Origin of the sequence: Caballeronia sp. LZ001 (genome assembly GCF_031450875.1) — a bacterium.
Taxonomy (GTDB): domain Bacteria; phylum Pseudomonadota; class Gammaproteobacteria; order Burkholderiales; family Burkholderiaceae; genus Caballeronia.
Map to the genome: position 1 here is coordinate 1119037 of NZ_JARTVX010000004.1, position 13630 is coordinate 1132666.

Annotated in this window: 12 protein-coding genes and 1 tRNA gene; 4 read left to right on the forward strand and 9 right to left on the reverse strand. The window is 54.4% G+C overall.

Translation table 11 applies throughout. The features are described from left to right. Window positions 1–32 precede the first annotated feature (32 nt). The 3 genes from P9292_RS15760 to P9292_RS15770 all read left to right on the forward strand — a co-directional run bounded on the left by P9292_RS15760 (window position 33) and on the right by P9292_RS15770 (window position 1518). A complete protein-coding gene (locus P9292_RS15760; protein ID WP_309842330.1) occupies window positions 33–530 on the forward strand; it encodes a lysozyme in 498 nt (165 codons plus the stop codon). Between the two features lie 35 nt (window positions 531–565). After that, window positions 566–1135 (forward strand): lysis system i-spanin subunit Rz, encoded by a 570-nt coding sequence (locus P9292_RS15765; RefSeq protein WP_309842333.1) that lies wholly within the window; start codon window positions 566–568, stop codon window positions 1133–1135. A 128-nt stretch (window positions 1136–1263) separates the two neighbouring features. Then, on the forward strand, window positions 1264–1518 hold the full coding sequence (locus P9292_RS15770) for a hypothetical protein (RefSeq protein WP_309842336.1): 255 nt from the start codon (window positions 1264–1266) through the stop codon (window positions 1516–1518). 285 nt (window positions 1519–1803) lie between these two features. On the opposite strand, the gene P9292_RS15775 is transcribed toward P9292_RS15770, so the two are convergent. The 8 genes from P9292_RS15775 to P9292_RS15810 form a co-directional block, all read right to left on the reverse strand. Next, window positions 1804–3402, reverse strand: coding sequence for a S8 family serine peptidase (locus tag P9292_RS15775; protein ID WP_309959932.1), 1599 nt, complete (start codon window positions 3400–3402; stop codon window positions 1804–1806). 568 nt (window positions 3403–3970) lie between these two features. Continuing rightward, window positions 3971–4303, reverse strand: a complete 333-nt coding sequence (locus P9292_RS15780; RefSeq protein WP_309842341.1) for a helix-turn-helix transcriptional regulator — start codon at window positions 4301–4303, stop codon at window positions 3971–3973. 430 nt (window positions 4304–4733) lie between these two features. Further along, window positions 4734–5498, reverse strand: a complete 765-nt coding sequence (locus P9292_RS15785) for a 3-deoxy-manno-octulosonate cytidylyltransferase (protein ID WP_309842343.1) — start codon at window positions 5496–5498, stop codon at window positions 4734–4736. 80 nt (window positions 5499–5578) lie between these two features. Then, window positions 5579–6583 (reverse strand): alcohol dehydrogenase catalytic domain-containing protein, encoded by a 1005-nt coding sequence (locus P9292_RS15790; protein WP_309842348.1) that lies wholly within the window; start codon window positions 6581–6583, stop codon window positions 5579–5581. 1 nt (window position 6584) lies between these two features. Next, entirely contained in the window at window positions 6585–7913 is a 1329-nt protein-coding gene (locus P9292_RS15795; RefSeq protein WP_309842350.1) for an aminotransferase class III-fold pyridoxal phosphate-dependent enzyme, read from the reverse strand. A gap of 39 nt (window positions 7914–7952) precedes the next feature. Beyond that, complete coding sequence (locus P9292_RS15800) at window positions 7953–9095, reverse strand: hypothetical protein (RefSeq protein ID WP_309842352.1); 1143 nt, start codon at window positions 9093–9095, stop codon at window positions 7953–7955. A 718-nt stretch (window positions 9096–9813) separates the two neighbouring features. Beyond that, on the reverse strand, window positions 9814–10827 hold the full coding sequence (locus P9292_RS15805) for a hypothetical protein (RefSeq protein WP_309842353.1): 1014 nt from the start codon (window positions 10825–10827) through the stop codon (window positions 9814–9816). Window positions 10828–10936: 109 nt separating this feature from the next. After that, window positions 10937–11021: transfer RNA gene (locus tag P9292_RS15810), tRNA-Leu, on the reverse strand. A 102-nt stretch (window positions 11022–11123) separates the two neighbouring features. Between P9292_RS15810 and P9292_RS15815 the strand changes: the two genes are divergently transcribed. Next, window positions 11124–11597 (forward strand): metallophosphoesterase family protein, encoded by a 474-nt coding sequence (locus P9292_RS15815; protein WP_250464304.1) that lies wholly within the window; start codon window positions 11124–11126, stop codon window positions 11595–11597. 57 nt (window positions 11598–11654) lie between these two features. Here P9292_RS15815 and proP read toward each other — a convergent pair whose 3' ends face one another. Further along, a complete protein-coding gene (proP, locus tag P9292_RS15820; RefSeq protein ID WP_244827575.1) occupies window positions 11655–13130 on the reverse strand; it encodes a glycine betaine/L-proline transporter ProP in 1476 nt (491 codons plus the stop codon). Window positions 13131–13630: the final 500 nt, after the last annotated feature.

Sequence of the window (13630 nt, forward strand, 5' to 3'; positions counted from 1 at the left end):
AGTCGGGGCTTCGTCGTTTATGGAGGCTGTTGATGGCAAATTTAGCAAACGGCGTGCTTGCTGGCGTGGTCGGCACGGCCGCCGCCGCGATGTTGTACTGCATCGTCCCCCGATTTGAAGGTGTTGTGCATCGCGGTTATTTCGATCCCGTCGGTATTGCCACGAAGTGCAGCGGCGACACCCACGACGTCTTCGTAGGACGCCCGTACAGTGATGCCGAATGTTGGGTGTCGTTGAACGAGCAGCTTCTGGCGCACGCCGACGACGTGCTCAAGTGCACGCCAGTCTTGAGGGACCACCCGAACCAACTCGCCGCAGCCGTGAGCTTCGCTTACAACATTGGCGGCGAGGCCTATTGCAGCAGCGCGACCGCAAAGCGATTCAACACGCACGACTGGAGCGGTGCATGTCGAGCGATGAACGAGTCAGACGATGGACGCGCGCAGTGGGTGACCTCGCGCGGTAGGGTGCTCCCGGGGCTTGTAAAGCGGCGGGCCGAGGAGCGTGCGCTTTGTGAGCGAGGCCTATGAGGTATGCCCCGCACCTCGTCGCTTGTGCAATCGGCATGGCGCTCGGCGGCGCCTCGATGCACGTTTTCGACGGCAGCAAACTCGCCGAGGAGCAGACGGCTCATGCGCGGGACAACGGGGCGAACGCGCAAAAGCTCGCGTCCCTCTTGGAAGGCGCAGCGAAGGCCGGAATCGCCGCGATCGTGGCTCACAACGCGGCCGCCGCGCGTATCGCTGCGCTCGACGATCAATACCACCGTGAGAGGACATCCCATGACGCTGAAAATGCAAAAAATCGCGCCGCTGTTGCTGATGGTACTCGCCGGCTGCGCATCGCAATCGCCAACGCAGGAAATGAGCATACCTCGGATCCAAGCGCCGCCGCCGGCGGCATGGGCGATGGAACCCGTCGCTACGCCGAGTTATCACCAGCGGTTGGAAAAGATCTTTTCGGAATAGTCGACGATGCAGATAGCGATGCTCGCGCGAAGGCCGAATACCTTCAAGCGTATATCTGCGCGCTTCAAACGCGTGGAGTTGTATCAGGCCGTTGTTCCGATGAAAACGGCGAAGCTTCTAATATGGTGGAGCGAGACGGGGCGCAGTTAGGGCAGCGTTCACATTGATTTGCGGCTGAAATATGGTTGGGCCTCGCGAGTCGATTGAGCATAGGCGCTGCGCTCCCGCGTGCAGGACTCGCCTTGGTGCCGACATGTGCACGCTGATTTGCGTGCTTACTCGCACTGAAGCCTGAATGCATCTGCTCAATGCTAGCGATGCCGTCGAAATAGATCTCCGCTATCATTCGAGCAACGGCTTTCTTGCAACGTACTCGCTCATCTTCGTCGAGAAGATCCCATATCTGCACCATCGCATCGCTCAAATCGTGACTAGCCTCAAGCAACGCGATATAGAGCATTTTCGCGGCTTCGGTGTTTTTAATCATTCCTTTACCCAGAGTTGTGGCTTTTGGTTGCGTTTGCATTGTAGGCGTGGAAAAGACTTGTGAGTTCGCCAAAGTTTTTTGCACTAAAATGCACGCCGTAAATGGACTAACGGATGTTAAAGATCGAAGCTTTCGAAAGACCAACCAAGGAGCGGAGTAAGCGCATCTCCTTTGACATTAATCAACGAATGTCCGCGAGCGATAGTGCGTGGGATTTTCGTCTACGATGGGTGTCCTGTACGATAAGTCTTAGAGGGGGACGGCTTAGCGTCACATCGAAGCGCGCCAGCGGCACAACAAGGACAGCACCTCCATGTGGATTTCCCCCGCCGAGGATTTGAGGGCTCGCTATTCGAAGTGCATATCAATAAACTGAATGGCCATCCCGACGTCCGGGCGATGACCGATGCCGTCCTCTAGGGCCTGCGCCGCCCCAGTCAGCGCAAGGATCGCACCTATTCGTCCAGCATGAAGCATTACGCCGAACTTGTATAAAGAGTGACTTTGGACCACCGCAACAGCGCCGACCGATAGTGCCGTGGCGCTCGAAGTTCCTGAAAACTTTGACGTGTAGTTACGGTCATTTCCCGGTAAGGCTTGCAGGTCTCCGTAGCCGGTGGTCGTTACACTCCAGTCGCCCCACGAATTGATCAGTGACGTGTGATGGCCATAGTTGGAGGAATACTCTCGCCTGCCCGTGCTGTGATCACAGGCCCCGGCAAGCAGGCCGCCGCAATCACCGTAGTCGTTGATGACGCCGGGTCGGCTCAGATCGAGCCCTCCGTTGCCTGCAGCAAGAATAACCGTGGCACCGAGCTGGTAAAGCGCGTAAATTTTGTCCCACCACGACTTGTTGTCGATCACCGGAATAAGCTTGCTATTCCACATAAACTGGATGTTCAAGCCGATCACGTCACCCTCCCGCGCATCGCTGACGAGGCGGTCAATGTCGGATATATCGTAGAAGTAGAAGCGGCAATCAAACGCGACACCGGTCACACCAAAACCGTTGGCGGTGGCTGCCACGCATCCAGTGGACGCGGTGCCATGATTGCAGTTGTCAGTCTCGGGACGGCTTGTGACGACCGTAATGTTGCGCAAATCCTCGTGGTTGCGGTACACACCGAAGTCGAGGTGACGGACTGTTGCGGCATAGCCGGTGGCCCCCGCTTTCCAGGCACTCCGGACATTCATTCCCATGCCGCCCTCCAGATAAGTCTGCTGGGAGGCGAAATCTGGCGTGGCGCTATTCGGAGCGAGCGGGGGACTTTCCGCTCTCGTCGCGGCACCATCTCTGGGCGGGGACTCTGGCGGTGCCATGCCGGCCGTGTTAGGTGTCACCGAGCAATAGATTACGTAATCTCGCGTCTCCAGCTCGAGAGCAAGCGGGATCAACTGGTCCTTGGGAATGGAGCCGGCGATTCGATAAAATTCTGCGAAATGCTCACGTCCACGCTTTTTCAGCGTGCCGGGCGAATAAACCGGCGAAAATGTTAGCGCACCCTTCGACCCGAGGAAAAGTGGCATCGCCGCGGCCGCCTCTCGCCTCAACTTGTTAAGGCCGCCGGGCTCGAACTTGACTTCGATGTAGTACTCCTCGATGTTATCGTAGAGTCGGTGGCCGCCCTTGAGGCTTTTTCTTCCAGGTTGGCGCGTGTCGATTGCGGACGGTATCAGGTTGCTTCCGGTGATGTCGATTTCTGCTGTTTCGAGTGCCGACACTGTGCCGTCAGGCAGGGTGCGAATTACCTTTGCCCTGTACTTTCCGATAGGCATATTCTCGAAATAAAGATCCTGGTCCGGAGGCATCGACTGGCGCGTTTCGACAACCACATTATCGCGAAAAACCTGCAAGTTATTGAGTTTGGTGCAGGTGGGACCGATATATCGAACCGATATGACACCGTCGAAATCGAAATTTCTAAATAGAATTAATTCGTTTCTCATGCTTCTTTTCCTCTTTGAGTAGAAAGGGCGGGTCGATTACTGATTGCGGAGAAGCCGAGACGACCAGCTATCTGGGTTATCGGAAAATGCCGCTCAACGGCGTTAGCATCATTTCGACGCACGGATTGAAGTCGAACACGCGTTTGTCGCAGCCCAATGAATGCTAGACATACGGATGCAGCCTATCTATCGGGCTATCTTTCCAGATTCCATAGCGATTTCGTCGGAGCCATTTAAATGAACGAGCGGTGCTTGCAACCGTGCGAATTTCGTACCGGTCTGATAGTGTAAGTGGATTGGCATGATCTAAAATGATATTCACTAGATGTGTGTTTGAACATGCTCAACTTCGGAAGCCCCTCGTTTGTTGAAAATTTTGGGTCGACCGCTGTTTAAGTAGAAAGTCCCCGTTCATCAACAACAAGAGGGTCTCGGCGGGGGTACGGCGTAAGAGACCGCATTGCTGTGGTTTTCTGGAGTTGCGCTAAAAATGAGGCGGCGCCTGACCGCGTTGATCCAGCAACATGCCACGAGTCAACACTTAATCGAAGATCGGATGCCTCAGTCGTTACAAGCGGGACGCACTGAGCATCGCTAATACGGCAGAGAGAAGCTTGTCACGCTTCTCGCAGTCGTGTTTTCGAAGCTCGCGTATCAAATGCTGTTCGTTCGGGTGAAGTTGAGATTCAAATTCTTCACCTGTCAACAAATAGCTGAGGTTAATTCCCGATATGCCAAGATTATAGAGATAGAGTAAATTCGGCTCGCGCGAGCCGTTTTCATAGTTGGATTGGGTCTTCTCTGTCACCCCGCCTCGCGCTGCAAATTTCCGCTGAGACTCACCTAGTTCGATGCGGACGCGACGCAGTCGAATCCTAAATGCTTCTATTTTGCTTCGCATCCATACCCCCAAGCATTCTCACTTAAAGTCAAGGGCAGAAGCGATTTCCAATGCGCCCACGCTGCGCTTTCTCCTTAGCGAAGGAAATATTTGGAGAGGTGTTGAAGGCGCCATCTACGGCATCTGACCGCCGAACCACGGCGAGCGTGAAACCGTTATGGAATTCTTCATAAATCGGCGCATTCTCAAACTTAGATCGCTATCTGCCCTGTCGGTGTTGCTTCGTAGGTTAACTGCTTTAAGCAGTTCCATCGGTATCGGTCGATCCAGTTTGTGTGCGCTTAACCGCCGAATGTTCCGAGATAGAGGTAACGCTCGCTACATTTCGCGCACCTCTCGCGATCTTGTCGTCAGCGAAACTACGCTAACGACTTTGGCGGGTGCCATCCTCTCGTGTGGACAGTCTGTGGGCGCGCCGTTATTCGCATGATCACAGCAGGCGCCGTGCTTGCTGAAGGTCGTCGTACGTGTCGACGCCAAGTGGGTTAGTCTCGATTACTGCTAAACCAATGTGCATCCCCGCCTCGATGGCGCGCAGTTGCTCGAGTCGCTCACGCTGCTCCAGCTGCCCCATGGGAAGACTGCAAAATCTTTTGAGAGTGTCCCGCCGATAGCCGTATAGGCCAACATGATGCAGTCCCGGGCCCTCTCCCCAAGGAATCGGGCTACGGCTGAAGTAAATGCAACGACCGATGATCGGAAAAGCGTATTGATTGTCGGCGCATGCTCCTAAAAGCGTTCCTTCGCGAAATACTGCGCTTACTTTGACGATTGATTCAGATGTCGACTCCTTAGCATCCTTAATAACGGTGGCCAGGGTTGTTATCTCGACTTTCGGATCTTCGAATGGCACCATCAAAGAACGCAGCGCGCACGGCTCTACGGTGGGCATATCTCCTTGCAGATTTACCACTTTTCGATAGTATCCTGTTGGATCGAACTCCTTAAGCGCGGCGTAGGCTCGATCAGATCCACTTGGCAAAGCTGGGTCTGTAAGGATTGCAGTGCCCCCGGCGGAACGAATGGCTTGCGCAATTAGCTCGTCCGCGCACGCGACAATCACAGGGCCCAAATTAGCTTCGATCGCCCGGCGCCATACGTGGACGATCATCGGAGAGCCATTGATGTCTGAAAGAGCTTTGTTTGGTAAACGGGTAGATGCTAAACGCGAGGGAATGACGGTAATTGTTGTCATGATACGGACCAAAAGATATTTTCCGACAGTTATATATCAACGATTGCTAGCTACTGCGGCTACGCGCGACGGTGATGGCGCTAAACGTCGTCCATCGCAATAATCTTCTTATTAGCTGGGTCTTGATCAGCAATTTGAAAAACTCGATTGATCTCGGCAAACGGATAAGTTTTCGTTAAGTAACCGTGATGGGGCGTCCACCTGTCGCGCAAAAGATTCGCGGCAGCACGCATGGATTCCCCGTTGCCGTTCAAGTGGCAAAAACGAAGCATGGGCTGCTTCCAAGGTAGGCGGTCGGGCAGTCGCGGCGCGTCAGCGTGATAACGGCTGAGCACGATTATCTGCGAATCTTTGTCGAGTAGGGAGCATGCGCTATTGAATCCACTAGATGCGCCGCTCGCTTCGAATATCATGTCCCATGATTCATGCCTGCTTTGAGCTAATGTATTGATCCGCGCTGGATAGAGACTTCGTAAGTTATCAACTTTCTCAGCCACATGATCGTGTAATGTAAGGTCGGCATCAGTTTGCTCCATTAGCGCGAATGTAAGCATCGTACCAATGTTTCCTGCACCGAGCACAAGCACTCGTCGGTCTGTAAATGGATTCGCTGTAAGTGACAAGGCATTTAACGCTACGGATAGCGGTTCTACAAGCGCGCCCATATACTCTGAGTGCAGGAAGGGTAGCTTCGTCAGTTGGCTATAGTGAATGTCAATCAGCTGTGCATAGCCACGATTTGTGTAAGGCGTGCTTCCAGAATGCTCGCACAAATGCCCTTGGCTTCGAGCGCAGAAGCGGCAATGGCCACATCTGTAGTTTGGGTCGATGCTGACGGTGTCACCGATCAAAACCGTATTAACGTTGGACCCCTTCGCGCATACCGTTCCATAGTGCTCGTGGCCAAGGGATATCGGATACCCTTCGCAACGATGCCCGAGGTAGAAGGACATGTCAGTGCCGCATACGCCGCAGTGCGATATCTTAACGCGGACGAAATCAGCTTGGGGCTCGTCGGGTAAAGTAATCGTCTCCAAAACAAATTCTCGCGGCCGGACCAGATGTGCGATTTGATTTTTGTTCATCTCAACGTTGCCTCGCTGCTGTAATCACCGTTGGCAAAACTTTCTGAGCCTTTTGTAAGGCTCTTTCAATATCCTCCATCGAGTGCGCAGCCGAGACATACCACAAGCCTTCGGGCGTTATGCGCACGCCCTCCTGTTGTAGCGCCGCGTGCCACCGTCTCAACGTTGCTTCAGATAAATTGTGCGTGGCGCTTATGTGGTCCTTTGGCTGATCGACATGCGTGCGGAATGTTGTTGTGACCGCTCCGGGGCTACTTCGGACTTGCATGGCGCCGCCATACATCGTAGCCATTGAGCTTAGGCCAGTCGCCAGTACATTGCTAAGCTCGTGGACGATTGATAAGTAGCGAGCGGATACATCGCTAAGAGTTCGAAGGTGTGCAAGGGCCGCTGAGATAGCAATTGGTGAAGCATTGGATGTTCCACTGTGGATACATTTGCCTAACGCAAATGAACTCATCAACGTTTCCGCGGCAGATACGCAGGCCAAGCTAGCACCGCCCGACATCGCTTTGCCGAACACAGAGATATCAGGTCGCACTCCGAAATAAGACTGAGCACCCCCAATATGAGTCCGAAAGCCGGTCTGCACTTCGTCGAATATCAACAGGATCCCGTGTCTTCGGCAAAGTTCTCTCATGCCTTGTAAGAATCCGGGTAACGGAAGGATGTTGCTACAGTAACCATTGAACATGATTGGCTCCGTAATGACTGCCGCTATGCGTGCGCCCCTTTCGTTAATTGTCGCCTCTAAGCTTCTCAAATCATTCCATTGAAGACAAGAAATGTTCTCGCGGTCACATAAAGGCTGTCCCTCTGACAATGCCAGGGGTTTCGAAGCGATTCCTTCGGTATCCATACCTTTAAATCCCCAACTGATATTGTCATACCAGCCGTGGTAATGACCGGCAAAGCGTATAACTTCGGTCCTTCCGGTCGCTGCACGGGCGAGTCGAAGAGCCGCATGGACGGCCTCTGATCCAGAATTGCAGAAGCGACTTTGTACTGCGCCCGGAACCAATTCGCTAATAAGCTCAGCAAGTTCGATCTCAGCGAGTGTCTGGCCAGCAAACAGTTGCCCTTTTCGCGCCTGTCGTTCGATCGCTGCGACTACTGGTTCACACGAATGTCCAAGAATGAGGGGGCCACGGCCAAGCACGAAATCAATGTATTGATTACCGTCGACATCCCAAATGTAAGCGCCTTTTCCGTACGAATAGAATAGTGGAAACGGATGCCAATTCGCGCGATTGTTGCTTGAAACCCCGCCCGGTATAGATTTGCATGCACGTCGAAACAGTTGATGAGAGACCTCTAAAGTAAGTGACATATTGTTCTTCCTTCCCAGTTCGTTGACGGCAGATCAGGTTCAATACAACAAAGAGCGAAAGTTGAGAACACGATGCAGCGTTATTAAGTTCGTGTATTGCCCATCTTTGGCTTCGGTGTCGCCAGACCTAGCTGCGATCAAGAGATCGTCGTTGTCAAAGATAAAGGAGGGATAATTTCTCGCCTCGCGTTCAGTGTTTCCCTGAGAGATCATCCCTGCAAACATCCAATCGACGCAGTTGCGAGAAAAGTACAAACCGAGCTTGTTTCTTTGGTTGCTTGGTAAGTTGTGGCGTCCCTCTGGTAATGCTGAAATTTTGCACATCGAATCATCGACTACGCTACATGCCAACCAATACATTGCAGATTGAGCGTCATAAGAAATGTAAAATTTTAGACTTCCTCCTGGCATCGGTAGATGAACGAGTTTACGGCCGGAAGGTGTTGACACCGGCTCGATGCAGATGCTTCCGTCATGCTTTTCTACGGCTCGAACAACCGCGGCATATCCGTGTCCATTGGTATTCGCACGAAGGAAAAGGTGAAGAGTGGATTGAGTTGAGTCGTGCCAGATGTGCCTTGCGTCGCTAATTCGCACGACATTCCCTTCTAGCCAGCCTGGCGGAGAGGCAACCCGTCCGCATTCGAGCATCGCAGGTTCTCGGGTGCCGCAGGGATAGAACGGAACACCGAAGAAATCCCCGCAATCACTTGGGCAAAGATCGGCATAGGATGGACCGTTAGAAAACGTCCACGATTCTGGGTTGAGCAGGTTGGAGCTAGCATTCCCTCTCAAGACGACAGGAGTGAGTCCGGCCACATTCCAGCCTTTGATGTCGAGTCGGGATCGTTTATCCATGCAGATGTAAACTTTGGAGCCTTCTAACACGTATCCTGTCGCTGAGCCGTGCCAAAGCTCGTCGCTTGTAAGGGCATGTGGAACCGACCATGTTTCATCATCGTCATCCGATCGAATAATAAAAAGGTCACCGGCATTACCGAGTATGTATATTTGTGTGCCAATAGCGAACGGCCGCGCGTGCCAAAACGGGAAGGTCTGCTGCGTTTTCCAAGATTCCCCTCTATCGTCGGACACCATCACTATTCCAATCGCTTCCTTACTAGTCTTTTTCGAGACATGCGGAACGTTTGAAATACCGGGGCCGCCGACATCGAAAGTCACGATCAGTCTTCCGGTCGATGTTTTAATGAGAGCAGGTGTATAGCACCATATCTGTTGAGGGTTAGGCGATGAAAATATCGTCGACTCCGTTGCGATAGTCTTTTGGTTAGCCACTTAATAATCCAAGGTGATTGTTCAACGCAGTGCTCACGTTTCGCGGCGCGTATTCAAAAAATGCTTCTCAGTCGCGCCGATGGTCATCGCTTTGAAAGTGAATGCACATCGCGGTGGCGTTCAATTGAGAACTGAAGACGCAAGGAACCATACACCTAGCGTCGTCGTGGTTAAGAGACTAGCAGGCGTTACCTAATGTTATTAAGAGAACTCGTAACGCGCGAGGGGGAAATGATTAATGTGCCGCACGCTTGTCACCAAAGGAAGCTCAGCCTGCCGCGGGCAGTCGTCGAATAGGTGTTTATCTATTTTGCGGGTCTAGATTTTTGGTAGGTAATGCCCATACCGCACATTTGAGCGCAACCAGCAGGGCGTCAGTCCAATGGAGCGAAGACGACAATCGTCCACATTGCCTTGTATCAGCTCTATGACGCCGCGACGAACCCTCGAACACAAATCGAGATGAGATGAACTTTGGTCTATTCGACGTGAGCGGAAGTCAGGAGGCACGCTGCGCTACGATCAAGTTTTTTGTGGCGGCGACCCCGTTTTGCAATCCTGACTGAATGAATTGCCACACGGCGTGTCGGTAAGACTGACGCCACTAATTACGCCAGTCCTTCTGCTTGTTGTCAGCGGGTTGTGGCGTGACCGAGATTACTGTCGCCTTTGTGACTTCGCCTCGCAGCATAAGGGCATTGATGCTCAAAAAGACAGGCTGTCGTCCCCATTCAGCCTCTTGCAGCTGCTGAACCTGCGTTCGATCCAAGCTGCTGTCCTGGAATGTGGCGAGAAATTCCATCTCATCTTGAAGCCGTCGCACCCTAAGCTTTACGAGCTCGGGATTTCTCAAGTCGGTAGCAAGGATATGGTACGTACCATTCAGTTGTGCTTCGTCGGCAGCAACACGTTTCGGCATAGCCACGACTTTGACGGTATCGTGGTCAAGCGACACCCCATTTACCGAAAGCGTTTTTGCGTCGCCGACACCGCGTAAGATGTCGTTTCTGACTTCATCGAAATCGTGTTTCACAGCAACAAGTTCTTTGTTCTGCTTCAGTGCCTTCGCTAAAATTTCCAGGCGCTGCGTTTCCTGCTGGCTTAATGCAACAGCCTGCTGCGCAGCGACAGACACCTTTTTGTCTTCGCTCCGATGCTTGAGGAAGGCCTTGAACGCGACCGTTGCTCCTGCTACCGCAGCGACCGAGATGACAGCAATCACGAGATGTTCTGGAGTCATTTTTGCGACGAGGTCATGTGAAAGTACTTCCCCAAACTTTCCCAAATCGATGGTGATTAAGGAGCTTCCCTTTTCTACCTTCGCTTTGAGACGAATCTCGTCCTTTTCCGCTAGGCTTAACGAACGAGCCGATAGCCCTCCACGCGCCAAGCGCGCGTAAGCTCTATTGACGGCCGCTTGCATTTCCACAATTGCCGCAGCTATGTCAGGGGTGATTGTACTGTCATAGCCTGCACCATCTAGTCGAATTTCGACCTTGGGCCATCCATCGAACGAAAGGTCAAGTGGACTATTGCCTAGTTCTTCCTCGACAGCCTGTCGTAGCAGGCTGAACGCTTCTTCGTCATTTCTAATAGTGATTTTCTTGTAACCGTCCATGCAGAGGCGTCTCCGGCGCAGTGCAAGGTCTTTTCCTGAACGGCAGAAAAATGCACACAGTTTTAACTGAATTCAGGTACCGTGTTTGCCGAAGTCCTTGCTACATATCTGGTGCCGGGGACCGGACTCGAACCGGCAAGCCGTTAGGCGGCGGATTTTAAGTCCGCTATGTTTACCAATTTCATCACCCCGGCAGAGGGCGGACGCGAATTCTACCACTGCCATGCAGCGCGCCAAAACAGCGCGACGACAGCAAGTGAATGGCCCGCGCTCCGAGCGCATATCGACGAGAAAACATGACCCTCATCGGCCTCATCTCCGACACGCACAATCTCGTTCGCCCCGAAGCGCTCGAGGCCCTGCGCGGCTCTGCACACATCATCCACGCCGGCGACATCTGCAAGCGCGAAGTGCTCGATACGCTGGCGCAACTGGCTGCGCTGACCGTCGTGCGCGGCAATAACGATATCGGCGACGATGTCGCGATGCTGCCCGAGCACGCGCGCATCGACTTGGCGGGCGCGACAATCCATGTCGTGCACGATATCGCCGATGTGCCGAAAGCACTCGATGGCGTCCACGTCGTCGTGACCGGGCATTCGCACAAGCCGCTCGTCGAGAAGCGCAATGGCGTGCTGTTCGTGAATCCGGGTAGCGCGGGGCCGCGCAGGTTCAAATTGCCGATCACGGTCGGTCTGCTCGAAATCGGCGAGACGGGTGACTCTGAGGACACGGACATAAAGGCGCGCATCGTTACGCTCATCGATTAAAAAAAGCCGGCGCTCTTGCAAGCGTCGGCTTTTGTTCTAACGACTCAACCTCGATGCTCAAGCCCGAACGGTATTCTCGGGAAACGAGCCATCCATCTCTGCTGCCTCGCGATGACCGCGCAGAATCGCATGCGCTTCCGAATGCGATGCCACCGCGGGCGGCGAGCCCTTCAGCGGCTTTTTGGCCGTCTCGCGCAGCGCGAGCACCGAAACGATGCCGATGATCGACGCGCCCATCAAATAGTACGCGGGCATCATCAGATTGCCGGTCTTGTCGACGAGCCACGCCGTCACGAGCGGCGTCGTGCCGCCGAACAGCGACACCGACACGTTGAAGCCGATGGCGAGCGCGCCATAACGAATCTTCGTCGGGAACAGCGCCGGCAGCGACGACGGCATCACGCCCGTGAAACACGACAGAAGCGCACCGAGAATCATCATGCCCGCGAAGATCGAAGGCACGGTGCCGAGGCGGATCAGCGAGAGCGCCGGGATCGACAGCAGCAACAAGCCGACGCAACCCGCGAGCATCACCGGTTTGCGGCCGATCGTATCCGACAGACGGCCCGCGAACAGCGTGAGCGGCATCATCAGCACCATCACGACGAGCACGATGAAAAGGCCATGTGTCTCGTTGAACTTGAGCGTCGCCGAGAGATAGCTCGGCAGATACGACAGCGCCATGTAGTCGGTCACGTTGAAAATGAGCACGAGGCCCACGCACTGCAAGAGCGGCTTCCATTGCTGCACGAGCGTTTCGCGAAACTGCTGCTTGGTCGTTTCGTGCGACACGGCTTCGGCCTTTTCCGCCTCGCGCTGGAACGCGGGCGTCTCTTCGAGCTTCATCCGGATATACAAGCCGATCAGCCCGAGCGGACCCGCGATCATGAACGGAATGCGCCAGCCCCAGCTGAGGAGCGCCTGTTCGGACAACGCGGCAGTCAACACCGCGACCACGCCTGCGCCGAGCACATAGCCCACGAGCGTGCCGAGTTCCAGGAAGCTCGACATGAAGCCGCGCTTCTTGTCCGGCGAGAATTCGGCAATGAACGTCGCCGCGCCGCCGTATTCCCCGCCCGTCGAAAAGCCTTGCAACAAACGCGCGGCGAGCAGCAGCACCGGCGCCATCACGCCGATGGTCGCGTAGCTCGGAATGAGACCGATACAGAAGGTGCCGACGGCCATCATGATCATGGTCATCGCGAGCACGCGCTTGCGGCCGATGCGGTCGCCGAGCGGACCGAACACCATGCCGCCGATCGGGCGCACGAGAAACGCGGCCGCGAACGTGCCGAAGGTGGCCAGCAACTGCGCGGCCGGACTGCTCGACGGAAAGAAGACCTTGCCGAGCGTCACGGCGATGTAGCTGTACACGCCGAAGTCGAACCATTCCATCGCGTTACCGATAGCCATGGCGCCGACCGCGCGCTTGAGAAGCGATTGATCGACGATGGTGATGTCGTCGAGCGTCATATCGGACGCCTGGTTCGATGCGCCTCGTTTGCGCCAGAGGCCGTCATGTGAAGCATTCATAGTGCGAGAGACTCCGTGTTCAACCCCGCGCGCGCGATGCCAGCGCCGGGTGCGCCGCTCCGAGGGCGGCGACTACTGCCGATATCGGCCGGAATAGTGCAGTTTCGCGACGGCGCCGCATGCGTACTTTCAGCCAATGGCCGAAAGCGATAGCTCCGCGCAGCCCTGAATGAAGTCAGCGCTGAAAAATGCGTAGCAAATGCGGTGCCGGTGCCTCGCGGAAGAAGTCGCGAAATTGCACTCGGGAAATAGCAAACGAATTTGACGTGCGGACGGCGAACTCAGCGAGTTGCCGCGGGTGGGCCGCGACGTCGGCGAAAAGCAAGGCTTGAAACGAAAAAGGCCGGCGCGACGTTTTGATGTCGCTCGAAAACCGACAAGCCTCTTTGTATGAAACTGTCACTGCCGCGTTCGGATTCAGGCTTTAAGCTCGAACTGACCGCGCGAATGATGGTGAATTGCTGTTGATAACGAGCAAGATGATAACACGATGACAGACG